Genomic DNA, 20187 nt, shown 5'->3' on the forward strand with positions numbered 1-20187 from the left:
GTCATTAAAGGATGTCAATGTTGAATTAGATTGTCTATGCTTGAATGCTTAGAACGGTTGTTACTTTAGCATATAACCGCACTCGGACGGAGGAATCACTCATGGGCATTACTGCTGATCATCTCGTCCCATTCGAGCGCTCAACGGTGTGGGATTGGCATACCCGCCCTGGAGCCGTCGCACGCCTCACTCCGAACTTCCTCCCATTGAAACCAGTAAAGCAAGCCGAGCGCCTCTCCAACGGCACAACGATTTTCTCGCTTCCAGCTGGTTTGAAGTGGGTCGCCCGCCACGATTTGTCTGGGTATCAAGCGGGCCACGTATTTACGGATGTCTGCATCAATGCCCCCATTCGAGCAGTAGCCAACTGGAAGCATGTCCACCGCTTTTCCGACGACGATGAAGGCACACGCATTACCGACGAAATCTCCAGTCGCCTTCCCGCTCGCACGCTCGAGCCCGTCATCGCATACAGGCAACAGCAGCTGCTCAAGGATTTGGATTTTCTTCACCGAAGTGGTGAGCACGAGCCATTGACCATCGCGATGACCGGCTCGCGCGGACATGTCGGTCGTGCCCTGACCGCTCAGCTGACCACGGCCGGACACACGGTGATTCAGCTGGTACGCAATGAGCCCAAGTCTGGCCAACGCCACTGGCATCCGACGCACCCCGCATCCGACCTACTAGAAGGAGTCGATGCAGTGGTGCACCTTGCCGGAGAGCCACTCTTCGGCCGCTTCAACGAGTCTCACAAAGAGGCGATCTACTCGTCTAGGGTGAAACCGACGCACATGCTTTCCAAGCTTGCAGCCAAGTCGGACGTGAAAGTGTTCGTCTCGGCTTCTGCCATTGGATACTACGGCCCAGGCGGTAGCGAATCCCCCATTGACGAAACAACCGAACGCGGCGATGGCTTCCTCGCCGACACCGTCGCAGATTGGGAGAATGCAACCCAACCAGCACGCGATGCCGGGATCCGCGTGGTGAACATTCGCTCCGGCATTGCGTTGGCCAGCAACGGTGGTGTTCTGCCGATTTTCCGCGCCGTTTCCGCAACGGGCCTGTCAAGTCGATTCGGGGATGGAGAATTCTGGATGTCGTGGATCGCCCTCGATGACCTCACCGACATTTACTTCACAGCGCTTATCGACGACCGTCTCGCCGGCCCCGTCAATGCAACCGCGCCGTTTCCTGTGATGAACAGCGAGCTTTCTCGAGAAATTTCTTCCGCGTTGAAAACTCCGACCCTGATCCCCGTTCCCACCTTTGGACCGCGCATCCTCCTAGGTAAGGAAGGCGCTGAGGAACTCGTCCTCGCAGACCAGAACGTTACCCCCAGCGTGCTGCAAACCCTTGGACATACGTTTAGATACCCACATTTGACCGAAGCTTTGGCACACGAACTGGGAACCGAGAAGCTTTTCGGCGCGTAGCATCCAACCGGCCGGTCGCGCTCGTTGCTACCCTTGTGGAATGGACGAGAACAATATTCCCGAGGCGTTCAATATCGAACGCGTGGGAGACATCCTCGCAGAGGAGAATCTGCAGTACAGGCTCGAAGAAGTTCCGACCCCCGATGGGACTACGCAAGTCATTCGCACAGGATTCGCAGACTCCGCGATCGCATTCGTGCATGAGGGAAACAATCTCGTGTGTGAGGCGCTGTGGCGCGGTGAGTTCCCCAAGGCACTCGCGACAAATCTTCTGTTTGCCTGCAACGAGTACAACCAACAACAGTTCGCACCGACCCTCCGCTTCTACGAAAGTGGCGAGCACCACGTGGCCGCTAATGCTTTCCGGGTCCTAGACGTTTCACAGGGCGCATCCTTGAACCAGGTGGGAGCCTTTGTGTTGTCCACTTTGGACGCCACTGTCGGGGCCTTCGATTTCCTCTCCGAACAGTTCCCTGACCTAGTTACCTGGGAGGAAAACCATGACCACTAGTTCACCTGTCGCGCCAGTCACACTAGATCGCATCGAAGCAGCGATGAAAGAACACGGCGTAGAACTTGCCCGCGATGATAGCCGCGACATGGCAACAGCCAACCTCAACGGTTTCCTGGTCGGTTTTGCTTTACTGTCCTCCGTGCTAATCGTCCGCGCCGATGCAATGACCGACATTCCGAACGATGATCCCAATGCGACTCTTTACCTCGCCGCTAATCAGGTCAACTCCACAGCGTTCGGCGCGCGCGCAGTCGTCGTCAACCGCACAGAGAAACTCGTCGTACGCACAGAGCGTGAACTTCCGATCGCAGCGGGGCTTAACGACGAGCAGCTGTCCACCACCCTCAAGTCCGCCGTAGACGCAGTGCTGGCGTCTCAAGACGCCATGGTGACGGTTATCGAGCACTTCGAAGAGATCATGAAGGACATCAACTCTTAGTCCTTTTTCCCCTTCGGACAATACGAGCCCGCTACTAGCCGTGATCGGCGTAGCGGGCTTTTTCGCAAACAGGGCTGAAACAGTTAGGACTTTTTGAGTCGCTTCTTCTCTTCCTCTGGATCGAAATCGGCCTCAGGCCATTCCAACTCCATGGACTTGAGCGCGTCGGCGATGAGTGCCTTGACCACCATGCGCGCGTACTTTTTGTTGTCCCCGGGAACGCAGTACCAGGGTGCATCGTCGGTCGAGGTCCGTTCCAAAGCGATCTGGTATGCGGCTTGGTAGCGCTCCCATTTCGCACGATCCTCCAGGTCGCCCGGATCATACTTCCAGTGCTTGTCTGGTCGCTCCAGCCGCTCCATCAGGTTCTTCTTTTGAAAGGCCCGGGAGATGTGAAGCATCACCTTGATGATTGTGATGCCATTCGCTGCTGCTCGAGACTCAAAGTCAACGATCGCGCCATAGCGACGCTCGATTTCCTCGGGAGGGGCCAGAGCGTTTACGCGTTGAACAAGTACGTCTTCGTAATGCGAACGGTCAAAAACCGAAATCAAGCCGGGGCCGGGAAGGTGCTTTTCAACGCGCCACAAGAAGTCATGTGCTGCTTCTTCCTCGGTCGGTCGGCCAAAGCCCACCGTGTGTACGCCTTGTGGATCTAGTTGGCGCACGACGTGGCGAATGACACCGCCTTTTCCGGACGTGTCCATTCCCTGCAATACCAACAGGATGCCACCTGTTGTTTCGGGGTGTTTACGCCCATTGGCGAAAAGCTTTTCCTGCTCCTCATCGAGAAGATCGTTAAAGGAGTGGAAAGCCTCGTCGAGTTCGTCGGAATCACCCTCAAAACCAGGAGTTTCCGACGGGTCGACGTCGGAGAGGTGAAAACCCTCTTCGACGCGAAGGGCTAGGGCATCGTCAATCGTAAAATCGGACATGCCCGCCTATTTTACTCGTCCTCTTTGGTCGGTGCATTTGCAGCTTGCGCCTGCAGAATGTCGTCTAGCACCGCGTGGATGTACGGTGGCGCTTGGTCGTCGGAGTACTGACTGGCCATCTCTACCCCATCGACAACTGAAATTGGGCCGTCTACTTCGTCGTTAAACATGATTTCCCATGCTGCAACGCGAAGAATCGCCCGATCAACCGCGGGAAGTCGCCCCAGCTCCCAGTCGTCTGAGAGAAACCGCTCGATAGACTCGTCAAGATCATCCAACTTTTCTGCGGCACCGGTGACAATTTGCCGTGTGTAGTCCGCAATAGGCGCTACGGCGTTCTCCGGGTCGCGAGCCAGCTGCGCGCGCTCGTCGACAATCCCCACTGGATCAAGGTCGCGTGCTTCAGCCTCAAACATGATGTCGACGGCGCGACGGCGTGCCCTGTAGCGGGCACCGTGGCGTTTGAAATCAGCCATTAGTTGTTTACGCGCGAGAGGTACTCGCCAGTGCGGGTGTCAACCTTGACCACGTTGCCGGTTTCCAGGAACAGCGGCACCTGGATCTCAGCGCCGGTTTCTAGGGTTGCAGGCTTGTTGCCACCAGTGGAGCGGTCGCCCTGCAGACCCGGTTCGGTGTGCTCAATCTTCAGGTCAACGGAGATTGGCAGCTCGGCAAACAGTGCCTCACCCTCATGGAAGGAGACCTGGACCTGCATGTTTTCCAGCAAAAACTTTGCAGCGTCGCCAAACTTGTCCGCGGAAAGCTCGTACTGCTCGTAGGTCTTGTCATCCATAACAACGTAGGAGGTACCGTCGTTGTACAGGTAGGTCATGTCGCGGCGGTCGACGGTAGCGGTATCAACCTTGACGCCAGCGTTCCAAGTCTTATCCACAGTCTTTCCGGAGACAACGTCTTTCAGCTTGGTGCGTACGAAAGCCGGGCCCTTGCCTGGCTTGACGTGCTGGAATTCGACGATCTGCTGAAGCTTTCCATCAACCTTCAGCACAAGGCCGTTCTTAAAATCGGCGGTACTAGCCACGGAGTTATCTCCCTCAAAGTTGCTGCGATGTGAACGGCCCTATGTTACACCACTGTTAGCGCCTTGCTAGCACCGGTGATGATCTTCGGGGCACCTGACGTAATAATCAATGTGTCTTCGATCCGCACTCCACCCTTGCCCGGTACATAGATTCCCGGCTCAATTGTCAGAGTCATATTCTCGGTCAGTTCACCCACACCAGTTGTCGAGGCGCTGGGAGCCTCGTGCACATCAAGACCGATCCCATGGCCTGTCGAGTGCACGAAAAAATCTCCGTAACCGGCTTCCTCGATGATGTCACGGCACGCCTTGTCCACATCAACAAGTGCGCGGCCCGGCGTCGCCGCACGAACGCCTGCGGCCTGCGCTGCAAGCACCACCTCATAAATCTCGCGGGCGAAATCGGTCACCTCGCCGATGACAAAGGTACGAGTCATATCCGAATTGAAACCAGCCCGGTGTGCGCCAAAATCGATCGTGACCAGGTCGCCATCTTCCAGCACTCGGTCGCCAGCCCCATGATGTGGTTTTGCCGAGTTCGGCCCGGAGGCGACGATCGTATCAAAACTCGTGCGCTCTGCTCCTGCGAGCCGCAGACGGTACTCGAGGTCAGCTGCTACTTCACGCTCGGTGCGGCCTGCGCGCAGTTCGCCTGCGTTGACAAGTGCTTCGAGGGCAGCCGAAGTAAACGCCGCAATCTCAGTTAGGTTGGCCAGCTCGATGGGATCCTTCGTAATGCGGATTTCCTCAATCGCTCCGGAAACAGGCACTAGCGTCACGTCTTCTGGAAGCACCTTCTTCAGGCGTTCCAATGCGGCAACTGACACATAATCTGCCTCAAATCCGACACGACGCCCGGGCTCGATCCGCTGCAGTAAGGCTTCGGCGCATGGACGTTCTATCAGTGCCTCTATGTCGCGGACTTCTTCAGCAATCTGTGTGGTGTAGCGCCCATCAGTTGCGATTTCCGCCGACAAGTCTTTTGACAGCACCAATGCGCCATTGGAACCAGAAAAGCCCGAGAGATAGCGTACATGAGTCATGTGTGTGACCAACATGTCGTCGATACGCATGGACGCGAGCTTCGCGGAGAGCTTGCGTCGTCGAGTAGCAAAACGTGTATCTGCTAAAGCCATACGGAAAGCTTAGCTTGCTTGTGACGCAAAATACTCCAAGGCAAGCAGATAACCTTGAATTCCCAACCCCGCAATGGTGCCACGGGCAATGTCCGACACGTACGAGTGCTTTCGGAATTCCTCCCGGGCGTGCACGTTGGAGATGTGGACTTCTACAAAACCGTTATTGTCCTGTAGCTCCACCAAAGCATCGCGCAACGCAACCGAGGTGTGGGTGTAGGCACCGGGATTGATGATCACTGCCCACTTCTGATCCGCTGCCTCGTGTACCCACTCGACCAACTGACCTTCGTAGTTGGACTGGCGACATTCGACGTCCAAACCGAGCTCCTCAGCACGCTTGGCGACGAACATCTCAACGTCTTCCAAGGTCGTCGAACCGTAGATCTCTGGCTGCCGTTTGCCCAGCCGGTTCAGGTTGGGGCCATTGAGTACAAGAACCTTCATGTTCTACTCCGAAATCGCGTCGTATGCGGCTTGTAGCTCTTCGATGGATGGTCCTTCAATACGGGTGACCTCACCAACACCAGTCAGTGCGACAAAACGAATCAACCCGTCGCGGTTCTTCTTGTCGTGGAGCATGCCCTCGTAAAGCTCATCAAACGCGCCGGCCGGATAGGTGGTGGGAAGACCGACCGATTGAAGAATGTCGCGGTGGCGTTCAACGATCTCGTCGTTGATCAAGCCTCGGTTGTGGGCGAGGTGCGCAACAAACATCATGCCGACAGCAACAGCATGGCCGTGACGCCACTGATAGTTTTCACGCTTTTCGATGGCGTGACCGAAGGTGTGTCCGTAATTCAGCATTTCGCGCAGGCCGGACTCCTTCAGGTCTTCACCCACGACCTTCGCTTTTACCACGACAGATCGCTCAATGAGTTCCGGGAGATCGCCATCGACGTCGAGTGCCTTTTCTGGATCCGCTTCGAAAATCTCCAAAATCCGCTCGTCGGCAATGAAGCCCGTTTTGATTACCTCCGCGCTGCCTGCGATGAGCTCGTCAGGATCAAGAGTGTAGATCCGATCAAGGTCGATATAGACACCGCTGGGCTCGTGGAAGGCCCCGACTAAATTCTTACCCGCCTCAGTATTGATACCGGTTTTTCCACCTACAGCAGCATCGACCATAGCCAATAGCGTCGTCGGCACCTGGACTACCTTGATGCCACGCATCCACGCGGCAGCGACAAAGCCTGCGAGGTCGGTCGCAGCCCCTCCGCCGAAACCAATGATCACATCGTGACGTGTGAAGGCTTCGTTGCCAAGCGTATCCCAGAGCTTGCCTGCGACCTCGAGCGTTTTACCGGCTTCTGCGTCGGGCACGGGGGCCATCGTGACACGAATGTTGGCAGCGTTGAGCACCTCGGCCAGGGCACGCGCGGGTGCGGCAAGGGTGGGCTGGTGAACGATCGCGGCCTGCCCTGCTCCGAGTTCTTTGACGCGTGCGGCCACCTGATCAGTGAGGTCACGGTCGATCTGAACATCGTAGGGACTTGGGCCCTTAACTGTGATGGTTGCCATGAGTCAACACCTTTCTGTGGGCCTATTCGGCTTCGATGATCCCTAGGACTTCAGCAACAACTCTTTGTGGTGGGCGTTCGTCGGTACGCACGCGGTAATCCGCTACTTCACGGTACAACGGTTCTCGGCGTTCCAACAGTGCACGGTAATGCGCTGACGGGTCCTTCGACGCTAGCACCGGGCGAGTCGCCTCGCGTGCTGTGCGTCGAATTCCTTCTTCTGGGCTCACGTCGATCCACACCACTGTGTGGCCTTGCAGCAGATCACGCGTGGATTCTGTCAACACAGCCCCACCACCCAGCGACACGATTCCCCCAGTCATTAGAGCTTGAGCCACATACCCGGCTTCGACTTCGCGGAATTTCTCTTCACCTACTTTGGAGAAAAACTCTCCGCAGGCTAGACCTTCGCCCTCTTCCAACAGTTGATCAGAGTCCACCAACGGAAGATTAAGAGCACGCGCAAGTCGGCGACCGATGGTCGATTTCCCCGCTCCTGGAGGGCCTACCAATACGACGCGTGGCCGTGAATGACAAACAGAATGTGAAAGCGCTTCCATTTACTCTTCTCCGAACGCTAGGCGCTTTTCCACGTAGTTTTTGTAGGCGGAAATATTGCGCTTTGTTTCCTCAAGACTATCTCCACCGAATTTGTCAAGTACCGCTCGGGCTAGCACCAGGGCAACCATCGCCTCAGCGACTACGCCCGCGGCTGGAACAGCGCAGACATCGGAACGTTGGTGGATACCCGTTGCGGCATCACCGGTGGACATATCAACCGTGCGAAGGGCACGAGGGACCGTCGAAATTGGCTTCATGGCTGCTCGCACACGAAGTTGCTCGCCGTTGGTCATGCCGCCCTCAATACCGCCTGCACGGTTGGTCAAGCGGCGCACGCCTTCGTCGTTACGCACCATTTCATCATGAGCTTCGGAGCCGCGGCGTCGTGCTTCCTCAAAACCGTCACCGATTTCGACACCCTTGATGGCTTGGATACCCATGAGGGCTGCAGCCAGCTGTGCATCAAGTCTGTTGTCACCTGAGACATGCGAACCAAGACCGATGGGCAAACCATCCACAATTACTTCGACGATTCCGCCGAGCGTGTCTCCCGCCTTCTTGGCTGACTCAATGCACGAGATCATATCGGCCTCGGATTCGGCGTTGAACGCACGCACCGGCGACTCGTCAATTGCAGTGATGTCGTCGAAAGTAGGTGAATCACCCTGGTAAGGCGCTGACTCACCAATGGAAATGACGTGGGAGAACACCTCAACCCCAAGCGTCTCGCGCAGGAAGTTGCGGGCAATTGTCGCCGCAGCGACGCGGGCTGCAGTTTCGCGTGCCGACGACCGTTCGAGCACAGGGCGAGCCTCATCGAAGCCGTACTTGACCATTCCCGAGAAGTCTGCGTGCCCTGGTCGTGGACGTGTGAGCTTGGCTCCACGACCAGAAGACATTGCTTCCTGGTTTTCAGGGTCTTCCATGTCGAGTGGTTCCGCAGACATGATTGTGGTCCACTTTGGCCATTCGGTGTTACCGATCATGACAGCGATTGGGCTACCCAGGGTCAATCCATGGCGAAAACCTGTGAGCAAGGTGAGTTCGTCTGCCTCAAACTTCATGCGTGCGCCACGGCCATAGCCAAGGCGTCGACGCGCAAGCTGGTAGGCAATATCGTCTTTGGTTACGGGAACTCCCGCTGGCATGTTCTCCATCATGGCGATGAGAGCTTGGCCGTGGGATTCACCTGCAGTAGTCCAACGAAGCATGCCAAGTATTATCGCACATGGAGTTGTTTTCACCACTTTGTGGCCTAGGCAGTAGCACCATCAATGGTGCACGATTATTGCGCACAGCCAGCTTGCGATCAGCATCGAAGGCCCGTGGGCGGTTGCTGCTTGTTTCAGTGCCCAAGCCACGAGCGCTGTGATCATGCTTGAGGTTGCCATAGCCACGCACACTCCAAGAATGCCTGCATGGAAAGCCACGACGATGCCCAGCGAGATCGCAAGCTTGATATCGCCCCCACCCACACCACCAAGTACTAAACCGACGAAGAGGTAGGTTAGCGGCCAAATCAACCCAGCAAAGGAATGTGGTGCAACTATTGCCGCGAATATTAAAGCGACGATGGCAGCTGGCACCGTCAACCAATTGGGCAGGCGCCTTTGGGTCACGTCAAAGTGGCACAACGCAACCGACCAGAGTATTCCCCCGAGTACCCACACATCGGGCAGCCTAACTGAGGTACGCCTCCAGCGCTTGGCGCATGGCATCGCGGGGAGCGTAAATGCCCGTAAATTGTTCAAATTGGCTATATGATTGCGCAGCTAGCATCACATGACCGCCGACCGTGCGGTGCCCATTTGCCGCGGAACGCACCACCAATGGCGTTGGCCACGGTTCATAGATCACATCAAAAGTAGGCGCGTGACCTAACTGCGCAATATGCGGTTCAATTCCAGCCGAGGGAACTGTAGAAATGATCACATCAGCTGCCATCGTGATCTGCTCAATGTCATCGTCAAATGAAGTGAACCCGCAGTCCAAACCAAAGTGCTCAACAAGCGATTGGAGCTCGGCGCGACGATCAGAACGGTTAATTACCGTGAGGTGTGTGATGCCGCGCTGCCCCAGTGCCCAGATGGCCGGACGAGCAGTGCCGCCAGCGCCGATAAGTACGGCGCGCGTTGGTAACACGGTGTCGTCGATAAGCTCATCGAGGGCTGCTTGAATCCCCTCGCAGTCTGTGTTGTCAGCACGCCACCCATGTTCTGTGCGTGTGAGAGTGTTGGCGGAGCCGATCAACCGCGCGCGTTCAGTTGCCTCGTCTGCGAACTGCAGAGCAGCAAATTTGCCAGGCATCGTCACGGAGAAGCCACGATAACTATCATCCGCCTGGCTGACGATACGGGGCAGGTCTTTTTCTGTACAGGGAATGCGCTCGTAGATCCAGTCGTCGAGTCCGGCCGCGGTATACCCCGCGTTGTGCAGAATCGGCGACAAAGAGTGCTCTACGGGAAACCCGAGAATAGCTGCCCTTTTCATCGGTCGGTTCATCGGTTGGAGTCCAATACGCCGGATTGTTGGGCGCGTTCAACATCGACGAGGTGCTGCTCGTAGGTGTCATTGAATACTGTAGTGCCATCTTGGCTGATCGTGACGAAGAAGAGCCAGTTGCCTTCGGCGGGGTTTTCCATCGATGTAATAGCAGTTTCCGATGGCGAAGAAATTGGTGTCGCTGGCAGGCCATCCATCGCGTACGTGTTCCAAGGGGTCACACGCGCGCGGTCTTCATCTGTGGTGGCGATCTCCACGTCTTCTAAGCCATAGTTAACCGTAGAGTCGAACTCAAGGCGCATCGGCTCTGCCAAACGGTTCAAGATGACGCGCGCCACTTTGTCAAACTCCCCTGCTGGCGCTTCACGCTCAACCAAGGATGCGGCGGTGAGCAGTTCGTATGGCGACAAACCGATGGCGCTCGAACGCTCCACGATTCCGGTCTCGTTGTACTTATTGGCCGTGCGCGTAATCAGATCAGTGAGAATGTCCTGAGCAGACATCTCTGGGTCAACTACGTACTGTCCGGGAGCAATCAGACCTTCGAGTCGCTTTGGGTCACCAGCATGAGCACTAACCTGCGCCAGAGCCCACTCAGGAACACCAAGTGCACCGGGATCAGCGTTTGCTCCCACGTTTTCCAGTTCTTCCTTGGAGACGCATGTCGTTTCGCCATTGTGTCCACAGCTTGCCTCCGCGACTTGGGAGTAGATACCCAGGCGGGTGTCCCCTCCGACCACGACGACGTCGTTGAGCGTTGCTCCACCGGGAATGTCTAGTAGATCGATCTTATTGTCAGGAGACAAAAGTGCTTCAACAGCGGATTTGGCGCTCATTTCCTCCTGCAGACGATAGAAGCCCGGCTGAATCGCCCCCGAGTTTGGGTTATTCATCGCGGCAGTTTCAAAAGCTGCGGTGCTCATGATGATGCCGTCTTCTTCAAGCCGTGGTCCTAGCGCCGACATGGAATCGCCTTCTTGAACACGCACGACTTTTTCTACACCGTTGCCGGTGCCCTCGAAGTCACTCGGTACTGCCTCGCTTGACGACGACGTGAGCGCGTAGCCGATGTACGCCACCGCACCGACGATGAGCAACAGAGACGTCACAAACACAGCGAGCCCTGTGGTGCGTGATCGTGTAGTTCTACGCGTGGTCATGAGGCATCTCCTTATTTAGATAAGCAATGCGACCGTCGAGCCACGATTGCAAGATTTCTACCGCTGCGGCTTGGTCTATGACGCTCCGACCAGCCTTTTCTGAGACACCAGACGCCCGCAGCGCAGCGGTGGCTGCGACGGTTGTCAGCCGCTCATCTGCCATGCGCACTGGTATCGATCCGCCGAGACGACGATTGAGGCGAAAGGCAATCTCCTTGGCGTGCTTGACGCTGCTAGAACCATGCCCCTGAAGATCTCGCGGTAATCCCACTACGATCTCGACAGCGTCGTACTCATTGACGATCTCAAGCAGCCGGTCAATGTCAGCTTTGTCACGATCTTTAAAGCCAGTTTGACGTTGAACTGTTTCCACCGGAGTAGCCAACGTTGCCTCGCGATTCGATGAGGCAACCCCCATGCGCACTGTGCCCACGTCGATGCCGATGCGCCGGCCTGGGCCTGGGTCATCGACACCTGGAGTATCAGGGCTAATGCGTTGGGACATAAGGGGTGGGAAAGTCTCCTGTAGGCAACATTGATCTTCGTTCCTGATAAACCTAACTGACAAACCGGTGGTAATGCGTAGACATACCGGCGTGTCCGTAATCAGTTCGTTACAATACCCGATCTGGGGCTACTTAGTGAAAATCTCGTCCTTGACCGCGCGGAATGCATCATCCAGGCCCTCCACATTGGAGCCGGAGCCTTGAGCCAAGTCTGGCTTTCCGCCACCCTTGCCATCAATGTAGCCACCAATGAGCTTAATCATGTCCCCAGCCTTGATGCCCTTGTCTACACCAGCTGGAGTTACGGCTACTGCGACGGGTACCTTGCCGCCATTGTCGCTAGCCACGACGATCACCGCTGCCTGCTCCACCATTCGGCCCCGCAAATCTTGCGCGATGGTGCGCAGGTCACCGGCGTTCACCCCATTGGGAAGCTTGACCGTCACCACAGCGAACTCGCCGATAGTCTCCGCCTGGTTCACCAGATCAGCCGTGTTGGACAGAAGCTGTTGCTGATGCAGCTGGGCAATTTCTTTTTCGGCTGCCTTGAGTTTGTCCGCCAGTTCTGCGATGCGTTCTGGCAGCTTTTCGGACGGAGTCTTGAACTCCTGAGCCAGAGCGGACGCTAGAGCCGCTTCCTTGGAGAAGTAGCGGAAGGAATCCATGCCAGAGTACGCTTCGATACGGCGAGCACCGGAACCGACCGACGATTCGCCCAAGACGGCAATTGGGCCGATCTGCGAAGAGTGCGCTACGTGTGTGCCACCACACAGCTCGATCGAGAATGGGCCGCCGATCTCGACGACGCGAACTTCATTGCCGTAGTTTTCGCCAAAGAGCGCCATGGCACCCATCGCCTTGGCTTCCTCGAGACTAGTTTCCAGCGTGTTCACCGCGAAGTCAGCATCGACAGCCTGGTTGGCAATCGTGGTGATTTCTTCCAACTGTGCGTCGGTGAGCTGCTCGGTGTAGTTGAAGTCGAAGCGTAGATATCCCGGCTTGTTCAAGGATCCAGCCTGGACGGCGGTTGGCCCAAGCACCTCGCGCAGCGCCGCATGGACCAAGTGTGTCGCTGTGTGAGCTTGGCGGGCACCGTGGCGCCACTTCTCATCCACCTCGGTACGCACGGTAGATCCAAGATCGAGTCCACCGGCTTCAACGACGCCCTTGTGTACCCAGAGTTTCTTGCCGATCTTTTGCACGTCATTGATGCTTAATACCGTGTCACCCATGACGATGCGGCCACGGTCACCAGTTTGGCCACCGGACTCTGCGTACATTGGAGTCACATCCAAAATGACTTCGACTTCGTCGCCGGCCTTGGCCTCGTTGACGGTCTCGCCGTCGCGGACAAGCCCGATCACTCTGGAGTCATGCACCAAATTGTCATAGCCGACAAATTCCGTCGGCTGGTTGTCCACCCAGTCACGGTAAAGGGACTCGTCTGCGGCACCATGCTTCTTCGCACGGTTGTCAGCCTTTGCGCGGTTGCGCTGCTCAGACATCGCACGATCAAATGCAGCCATATCCACTTCAAGACCGGCTTCGCGAGCCATCTCCATCGTCAGATCGATCGGGAAACCATACGTGTCGTGGAGTTCGAAAGCTTGCTCTCCAGATAGGACCTGAGCGCCCTCTTCCTTTGCCGCGGTGGCCGCGACATCAAATCGCTGGGTTCCGGACTCCAGAGTCTTCAAGAACGCGCGCTCTTCGTTCACCGCAACGCGAATGATGCGCTCTCGGTTGTCAGCGATTTCTGGGAATGACGGGGTCATCGTGTCCATAATGGTGTTCATAAAGGTCTCAAGGGTTTCGCCCGTAGCCCCGAGGAGCCGAGCCGATCGAACGATGCGGCGCAGCAAGCGGCGAAGGATATATCCGCGGCCTTCGTTCGATGGAGTGACACCGTCCAGGATGATCATCATGCCGGTACGAGAGTGGTCCGCGATCACTCGGAAGCGCACGTCATTCTGCTGGGAACCAGCATCATACTTGGTTCCGGTGAGGTCTTCAGCGGCCTCAATGACGGGGCGGAGCAAGTCTGTTTCGTAGACATTTTCCACGTTCTGCAAGAGGCATGCGACGCGCTCAACGCCCATGCCGGTATCGATGTTCTTCTTTGGTAGTTCGCCGACAACTTCAAAGTTGCCGTTGGCATCGCTCTCACCACGAATGGACTCCATAAAGACCAGGTTCCAGATCTCCATGTAGCGGTTATCGTCCGCCTCTGGGCCGCCCTCGATGCCATACTCAGGGCCGCGGTCGTAGTAGATCTCGGAGCACGGACCACAAGGTCCAGGCACGCCCATGTGCCAGAAATTATCCTCCATGCCCAGACGCTGAATGCGCTCCTTGGGTACGCCGATTTCCTTTTCCCAAATCTCTGCGGCTTCATCGTCGTCGAGGAAAACGGTGACCCAAAGGAGCTCTGGGTCAAGGCCGAAGCCACCCTCGTCTACAGAGCTTGTGAGCAAGCTCCACGCGTGGCGAATCGCGCCTTCCTTAAAGTACTGGCCAAAGGAGAAGTTACCCGCCATTTGGAAAAATGTGTTGTGACGGGTGGTGATGCCCACCTCTTCGATGTCCAAGGTGCGCACACACTTCTGAATCGAAGTAGCAGTGCTGTTTTCAAACGGCGGGTTCTGCTGACCCAAGAAGTATGGCTTAAATGGCACCATGCCTGCATTGACAAACAGCAGGGTGGGATCGTCGAGAATCAAAGAGGCGCTCGGCACCGCGGTGTGGCCGGACTTTACAAAGTGTCGAGTAAAACGGTCCCGAATCTCATGGGTCTGCACGAGCGGTTTCCTCCGATAAAAATCTGGTCGAATCTAATGAACGTGGTACAGCTTACCCGCGCGACTTTCCACGGACGATTCTGCGTAGCTTGCCGACGAAATCACGGATCCGATTCTCGGCACCATGGTCCGTAGGCTCGTAATACACGGCATCGTCCAAGCCTTCAGGAATGTATCTTTGCTGCACTACTCCAAGGGGTGCATCATGCGGATAGACATAACCTACGGCGTTACCCATGCGCGCCGCACCCTCATAATGTCCGTCACGTAGGTGCGCAGGGACATGCCCAGCTTTACCTTCGCGGACATCGGCCAATGCACGATCAATAGCGACATACGTCGCGTTGGATTTGGGCGCCGTTGCAAGATGGATCGTGGCTTGAGACAGCGCCAATCGCCCTTCTGGCATTCCGATGAAGCTCACTGCGTGGTAAGCCGCTACGGCGGTCTGAAGGGCTGAAGGATCGGCCATGCCGACGTCCTCGGAGGCATGGACCACAAGACGTCTCGCGATGAAGCGAGGGTCTTCCCCCGCCTCAATCATGCGGGCAAGATAATGCAGGGCCGCATCAACATCCGAACCACGTATGGACTTGATAAATGCTGAAACAACGTCATAGTGTTGATCGCCATCGCGGTCGTATCGCACGATCGCACGATTAACGTTGTGGCGCACAGTATCCAGCGTAAGAGTGCCACCGTCTTCTACAGCTTCTGCCGCAGCTTCCAGGTACGTCAATGATCTACGCGCATCCCCGCCTGCGAGCAAGACAAGTTGTTCGAGGGCTTCGTCGTCAAGCGTAATGCGATTGTCTAGCCCTCGTGGATCCTCCACTGCTCGGGCGATCACGTGGCGCAGGTCATCCTCGCTAAGAGGTTCAAGCTGCAGCAAAAGCGAGCGCGACAGCAGCGGTGAGACGACGGAAAAGGACGGATTTTCTGTGGTTGCTGCGACCAACAAGACGGTACGGTTTTCTACCGCAGCCAGCAGTGCATCTTGTTGGGTCTTGGAAAATCTGTGGACTTCATCGATAAATAGCACGGTCCGGTGGCCTCGGAGGAGGTCGCGCCGCGCGGTTTCGATAACTTGCCTCACTTGTTTCACGCCCGATGACAGAGCAGAAAGCCCGACAAAGTTCTGTCCCATAGTTTGGGCAACCAACGACGCAATCGTCGTTTTGCCGGTGCCCGGTGGGCCGTAGAGAATCACGGAAGCATCGCCGGAACCTTCGATGAGACGTCGCAGTGGCTTGCCCTCACCGAGTAGGTGGCGTTGACCAACGATCTCGTCAAGCGAGCGAGGACGCATTCTCGCAGCCAGTGGCGCCCCTGCGCCTGCTTCAAACAAGGCCGAACCGCGGTGCGGAGAGTCGGGCTCCTGGGGCCCAGGATCCCCAAACAGTCCTTCTTGCATACAGACGAGCCTACCTAGATCAGCTGGTCGTTGATTCGCTCCGCCAGTTCGAAGGCAAACTCGGAGATGACCGCGTAACTGGAATCACGCCCTGCAGCTGCGAATCGGCTCAATGCCTCGAACGTTTCATACAGGTCCCTGCGGATAAGCAATTCGTCTTGGTTGAAATCTGCTTCAAATGCAGGTTGCAGGATATTGGTGTTGACTTCGAAGTTGTCGGGAGTGATCAAACCTAGGTTGGTGATCTCTTCGTCTGTCAGCTGCAGGGCTTCGCGCGCATCCTCGCGAAGAGCGATCCCTCGAGCAATGGATCCGTGGTACATCAGTGAAACGGAGGCAAATGCCCATGCAATGAGCGCAGCGGTAATGCGTGCGTGCAGGGTATCTTCGTTGGTTACCGCAGGCCACAACTCATTGACTTCTTGGACCCAAGCCTCCACGAATGCAACTGCCTCATCGTCGGCGATCGGACGCGTCGAAATGAACTGCGGGAATCCGCCAATCACGCAAGCCAGATCAAAAGACACATCGCGGAAACCGGCCCACTCATAGTCTAAGAATTCAGTGCGCTCGCCCACGATAATGTTGTCTGGAGCGAGGTCGAACGGCGTGAACGCTCGGTTGCGACCATGACGAACACGATCTTGGATGTTGTTCACTACGCTTTTGACCGCCGCGGGCACCTCGATGCCCGACTCAGTTATCGCATCCATGCCGGAACGCGTTGCATAGTCAAGAAGGCCTTCTCTGAGTTCCTGGATCCGCGCAAACTCTGGATGCTGGCGCAGCATGCGCTTGAACAAAATGGTGAAAGCATCTTCCTTGCTCGCGGTCCCTGCGTGCATCTTGCCCAAAGCTGTGCCTAGGTTGCGCAGCACTTGTACGCGCTTTTCGGGATCGCCCTCTTGGAGTAGATCCGCGAAATTGTCGCCTTCGCCGGAATCCGAAATGACGATCATTCGCTCTTGTAGGTCATAAGCAAACAGGACCGGGCCTGGGCGGACTTCTTCGGCGAGCGAGGTGGTGAACTGATACGCCACTACCTCACGCAGGAAGGCGGCATCGTCGATCACATCACCGCTTACCGGCGAATGCTTAACGACGACCGATCTGTGCGGAAAAAATGGGTTCGTGGACACTTTAGCCTGCAGAACCACGGCGGTTCCCGAACCAGAAAGCTGGGTCACATCGTGAAATTTCAACGCTCCGCCATAGCGACGGGTAAGTAAATCTTCAGCGAGAGTGACGATCTCTTGGGTGTCCACGTTTCTTCTCCTTCGTGTCCCTACCAGTGTGCCTCATTTAAAGACCTTTTATGGCTCAGAACACAACAAACCTTCCTTATGGTTTTGCCTCGAGGCGATTCACCCAGCGTGTGGGTTTGCCACGGCAAAACGACAAGGAAGGTGTGTGTAGTGTCAGACTACTTTTCGGCGTTTTCCTTCTTTGGCTTGAAGTCAACGCCGGTTTCCTTGCGCTGCTCTGGGGTGATCGGCGCAGGCGCGTCGGTAAGCGGATCTACGCCGCCACCAGACTTAGGGAAAGCGATGACGTCGCGGATCGAGTCGAATCCGCCCAAAAGAGAGACGATGCGATCCCAGCCGAAGGCGATGCCACCATGTGGCGGTGCGCCGAACGCGAACGCATCGAGGAGGAAGCCGAACTTTTCGCGAGCCTCTTCTTCGGTAATCCCCATAACGTTGAAAACACGTTCCTGAACGTCGCGGTTGTGGATTCGGATAGAGCCACCACCGATCTCGTTGCCGTTGCAGACGATGTCGTATGCATACGCCAGTGCCTCGCCCGGTTCCTTGTCAAAGTTGTCGATGAACTCAGGCTTTGGCGAGGTAAATGCGTGGTGGACTGCGGTCCACTTGGAATTGCCCAAAGCAACGTCGCCAGAAGCGGTTGCGTCTGCGGCCGGCTCGAACAACGGTGCGTCGACGACCCAGGTAAATGCCCAATCGCCATCCTTAATCAGACCAAGCTTTTGGGCGATCTCACCGCGCGCGGCGCCAAGCAGTGCGCGAGAAGACTTGGTTTCTCCTGCTGCGAAGAAGATGCAGTCGCCTCGCTTTGCACCGACGTGCTCTGCAATACCTGCGCGCTCTTCCTCGGTGATGTTCTTGGCCACTGGGCCACCGAGCTCGCCATCTTCGCCGACCAGGATGTACGCAAGTCCTTTGGCACCACGCTGTTTCGCCCACTCCTGCCATGCGTCCAGCTGACGGCGAGGCTGCGATGCGCCACCTTCCATGACCACAGCGCCAACATATTCGTTCTGGAAGACGCGGAAGGTGGTGTTCTTGAAGAATTCGGTGCACTCGACCAGCTGGATATCAAAACGCAAGTCAGGCTTGTCGGAGCCGTACTTCTCCATTGCGTCTGCGTAGGTCATGCGTGGGATCGGAGTCGTGATCTCATATCCGATGAGCTTCCACAGTGCCTTCAGGATGTCTTCGGCCAAAGCGATCACATCGTCTTGATCCACAAAGCTCATCTCTACGTCAAGCTGGGTGAACTCTGGCTGGCGGTCTGCGCGGAAATCCTCATCGCGGTAGCAGCGAGCGATCTGGTAGTAGCGCTCCATGCCCGCTACCATGAGCAGCTGCTTAAACAGCTGCGGCGACTGCGGAAGCGCGTACCAAGAACCCGGACGCAGGCGAGCTGGAACTAGGAAGTCGCGTGCGCCCTCTGGCGTGGAACGCGTCAACGTTGGGGTTTCAATCTCGGTGAAATCGTGCTGATCCAGTACCTGACGTGCTGCGCGGTTCGCTGCGGAGCGCAGGCGCAGTGCATCAGCTTGGCGATCGCGGCGCAGGTCAAGGTAGCGGTACTTCAGCCGGGTTTCCTCGCCAACCTCGTTGTTCGAAAAGTCCTCGATTTGGAATGGCAAAGCCGCAGCCTTGTTCAGGACAGTCAGGTCAGTAACGTTGACCTCGATCTCGCCGGACGCGAGATTCGGGTTCTCAGAGCCCTCTGGACGAGGTTCGATGACACCGGTGACCTGGATGCAGTATTCGCTACGAAGATCGTGGGCTGCCTCTGCAACCGCGGACTCGCGGAACACAACCTGTGCCAGGCCCGAGCGGTCGCGCAGATCAATGAAGATCACGCCACCATGATCGCGACGGCGAGCTACCCAACCAGTCAGAGTTACGGACTGGCCAGCGATGTCTTTGCGGAGGTCACCCGCGAGGTGAGTGCGCAGCACGGTTTCTTCCACGTCCTTCCACGTGTAGAGATTATGAACGGACGAAAGTCTACCCCCTCGCCTCCAGAGTTTCTGGTTCCACCCCATGTTTAGCTGCTTTGTTGTTCCATGAACGATCAATTTTGTGGCATGATCAGCTCATGACGTTTAAAGGCGGTATTGAAAAGAGTAGTAACCGCGCGCGCACCGGTGGTCGCGGCGGACAGATGGCTGTCGGCGGAGGCATCGGCGGCCTTTTGATGGTCGGTCTGTTTCTTCTTTTGGGTGGCAACCCAGCGGACTTGGGACAAATTACGGGTGGCGGTCAGCAGCCACAGGGCGAAGACCCTGGCCTTGTCCACTGCAAAACCACTGACGACGCGAACAAGTACGCGGATTGTCGTGTTGAATTTACTGCGCTCAATCTAGATGCCATGTGGGAAGAGGTCCTTCCGCAGCAAGCCGGAATCGAATATGAAGAACCTGGTCTTGTTGTCTTCGAAGGACAGACTCAGTCTGGCTGTGGTTTTGCTTCCTCGAACACTGGACCTTTCTATTGTGGTGGCGACAGTTCGGCGTATTTCGACGTCAGCTTCTTTGATCAGCTGGAACGTCTTGGTGGCGACAATGCTCCTCTGGCCCAGATGTACATCGTGGCACACGAGTTTGGCCACCACATCCAGAAGCTTGAAGGCACCATCGGCATGATCGATTACAACAACCCTGGCGAAGACTCAACCGCCGTAAAGCTCGAACTTCAGGCTGACTGCTACGCGGGTATGTGGGTCAACCGTGCAGATGAGGACCAAGAATTTGCGCTAGAGAAGGTCACTCCTGAACAGGTGGAGTCCGCGATCAACACTGCACGCGCGGTAGGTGACGACAATATCCAGAAGCGCTCTACCGGCGAAGTCCAGCCTGACCTATGGACGCACGGTTCGTCCCAGCAGCGCCAGGATGCATTCCTCAAGGGCTACAACGAGGGCACAATGGCTGCTTGTGACTACCTAGAGACTGGCAACTACCGCAGCTAA

The 20187-nt window shown here is 56.5% G+C and carries 20 protein-coding genes; 4 read left to right on the forward strand and 16 right to left on the reverse strand.

Annotated features, from left to right (window positions below):
- Nucleotides 1–101: 101 nt before the first annotated feature.
- The 3 genes from QP027_RS05950 to QP027_RS05960 are packed head-to-tail and all read left to right on the forward strand — an operon-like array spanning nucleotide 102 to nucleotide 2389.
- Nucleotides 102–1436, forward strand: coding sequence for a TIGR01777 family oxidoreductase (locus tag QP027_RS05950; RefSeq protein ID WP_284826779.1), 1335 nt, complete (start codon nucleotides 102–104; stop codon nucleotides 1434–1436).
- Between the two features lie 40 nt (nucleotides 1437–1476).
- Nucleotides 1477–1947, forward strand: coding sequence for a type III secretion system chaperone family protein (locus QP027_RS05955; protein ID WP_284826781.1), 471 nt, complete (start codon nucleotides 1477–1479; stop codon nucleotides 1945–1947).
- Nucleotides 1937–2389 (forward strand): YbjN domain-containing protein, encoded by a 453-nt coding sequence (locus QP027_RS05960; RefSeq protein WP_284826783.1) that lies wholly within the window; start codon nucleotides 1937–1939, stop codon nucleotides 2387–2389. Before QP027_RS05955 ends, QP027_RS05960 begins: the two co-directional genes overlap by 11 nt.
- A gap of 83 nt (nucleotides 2390–2472) precedes the next feature.
- Here QP027_RS05960 and QP027_RS05965 read toward each other — a convergent pair whose 3' ends face one another.
- From QP027_RS05965 to aspS, 16 genes are all read right to left on the reverse strand, one after another.
- Complete coding sequence (locus QP027_RS05965) at nucleotides 2473–3324, reverse strand: PPK2 family polyphosphate kinase (RefSeq protein ID WP_284826785.1); 852 nt, start codon at nucleotides 3322–3324, stop codon at nucleotides 2473–2475.
- An 11-nt stretch (nucleotides 3325–3335) separates the two neighbouring features.
- Nucleotides 3336–3800: a transcription antitermination factor NusB gene (gene nusB / locus QP027_RS05970; RefSeq protein WP_284826787.1), complete on the reverse strand. Its 465-nt coding sequence runs from the start codon at nucleotides 3798–3800 to the stop codon at nucleotides 3336–3338.
- Nucleotides 3800–4363 carry an elongation factor P gene (gene efp / locus QP027_RS05975; RefSeq protein ID WP_284826789.1) on the reverse strand — a complete coding sequence of 188 codons (564 nt, stop codon included), beginning with the start codon at nucleotides 4361–4363 and terminating at the stop codon, nucleotides 3800–3802. Before efp ends, nusB begins: the two co-directional genes overlap by 1 nt.
- 44 nt (nucleotides 4364–4407) lie before the next feature.
- Nucleotides 4408–5499 carry an aminopeptidase P family protein gene (locus QP027_RS05980; protein ID WP_284826791.1) on the reverse strand — a complete coding sequence of 364 codons (1092 nt, stop codon included), beginning with the start codon at nucleotides 5497–5499 and terminating at the stop codon, nucleotides 4408–4410.
- A 9-nt stretch (nucleotides 5500–5508) separates the two neighbouring features.
- Complete coding sequence (gene aroQ, locus QP027_RS05985; protein ID WP_284826793.1) at nucleotides 5509–5946, reverse strand: type II 3-dehydroquinate dehydratase; 438 nt, start codon at nucleotides 5944–5946, stop codon at nucleotides 5509–5511.
- Nucleotides 5947–5949: 3 nt separating this feature from the next.
- Nucleotides 5950–7020: a 3-dehydroquinate synthase gene (aroB, locus tag QP027_RS05990; protein ID WP_284826795.1), complete on the reverse strand. Its 1071-nt coding sequence runs from the start codon at nucleotides 7018–7020 to the stop codon at nucleotides 5950–5952.
- 22 nt (nucleotides 7021–7042) lie between these two features.
- The gene (locus QP027_RS05995) at nucleotides 7043–7579 is read right to left on the reverse strand and encodes a shikimate kinase (protein WP_284826797.1); all 537 of its coding nucleotides are present in this window, start codon (nucleotides 7577–7579) and stop codon (nucleotides 7043–7045) included.
- Nucleotides 7580–8791, reverse strand: a complete 1212-nt coding sequence (aroC, locus tag QP027_RS06000; protein ID WP_284826799.1) for a chorismate synthase — start codon at nucleotides 8789–8791, stop codon at nucleotides 7580–7582.
- Nucleotides 8792–8851: 60 nt separating this feature from the next.
- Nucleotides 8852–9298, reverse strand: coding sequence for a prepilin peptidase (locus tag QP027_RS06005; RefSeq protein ID WP_284826801.1), 447 nt, complete (start codon nucleotides 9296–9298; stop codon nucleotides 8852–8854).
- On the reverse strand, nucleotides 9261–10070 hold the full coding sequence (locus QP027_RS06010; RefSeq protein ID WP_284826950.1) for a shikimate dehydrogenase: 810 nt from the start codon (nucleotides 10068–10070) through the stop codon (nucleotides 9261–9263). Before QP027_RS06010 ends, QP027_RS06005 begins: the two co-directional genes overlap by 38 nt.
- 8 nt (nucleotides 10071–10078) lie before the next feature.
- The gene (locus QP027_RS06015) at nucleotides 10079–11242 is read right to left on the reverse strand and encodes an endolytic transglycosylase MltG (RefSeq protein WP_284826802.1); all 1164 of its coding nucleotides are present in this window, start codon (nucleotides 11240–11242) and stop codon (nucleotides 10079–10081) included.
- Nucleotides 11229–11747, reverse strand: coding sequence for a Holliday junction resolvase RuvX (ruvX, locus tag QP027_RS06020; RefSeq protein WP_284826804.1), 519 nt, complete (start codon nucleotides 11745–11747; stop codon nucleotides 11229–11231). Before ruvX ends, QP027_RS06015 begins: the two co-directional genes overlap by 14 nt.
- A gap of 129 nt (nucleotides 11748–11876) precedes the next feature.
- Entirely contained in the window at nucleotides 11877–14546 is a 2670-nt protein-coding gene (gene alaS, locus QP027_RS06025) for an alanine--tRNA ligase (RefSeq protein WP_284826805.1), read from the reverse strand.
- Between the two features lie 52 nt (nucleotides 14547–14598).
- Nucleotides 14599–15960 (reverse strand): replication-associated recombination protein A, encoded by a 1362-nt coding sequence (locus tag QP027_RS06030; RefSeq protein WP_284826806.1) that lies wholly within the window; start codon nucleotides 15958–15960, stop codon nucleotides 14599–14601.
- A 14-nt stretch (nucleotides 15961–15974) separates the two neighbouring features.
- Nucleotides 15975–17225, reverse strand: coding sequence for a phosphotransferase (locus tag QP027_RS06035; RefSeq protein WP_284826808.1), 1251 nt, complete (start codon nucleotides 17223–17225; stop codon nucleotides 15975–15977).
- A gap of 158 nt (nucleotides 17226–17383) precedes the next feature.
- Nucleotides 17384–19174, reverse strand: a complete 1791-nt coding sequence (gene aspS / locus QP027_RS06040; RefSeq protein WP_284826952.1) for an aspartate--tRNA ligase — start codon at nucleotides 19172–19174, stop codon at nucleotides 17384–17386.
- 140 nt (nucleotides 19175–19314) lie between these two features.
- Here aspS and ypfJ point away from each other — a divergent pair, with 140 nt between their 5' ends.
- Nucleotides 19315–20187: a KPN_02809 family neutral zinc metallopeptidase gene (gene ypfJ / locus QP027_RS06045; protein ID WP_284826810.1), complete on the forward strand. Its 873-nt coding sequence runs from the start codon at nucleotides 19315–19317 to the stop codon at nucleotides 20185–20187.

Source organism: Corynebacterium breve, assembly GCF_030252165.1.
In the GTDB taxonomy this organism is placed as follows: Bacteria; Actinomycetota; Actinomycetes; order Mycobacteriales; family Mycobacteriaceae; genus Corynebacterium; species Corynebacterium breve.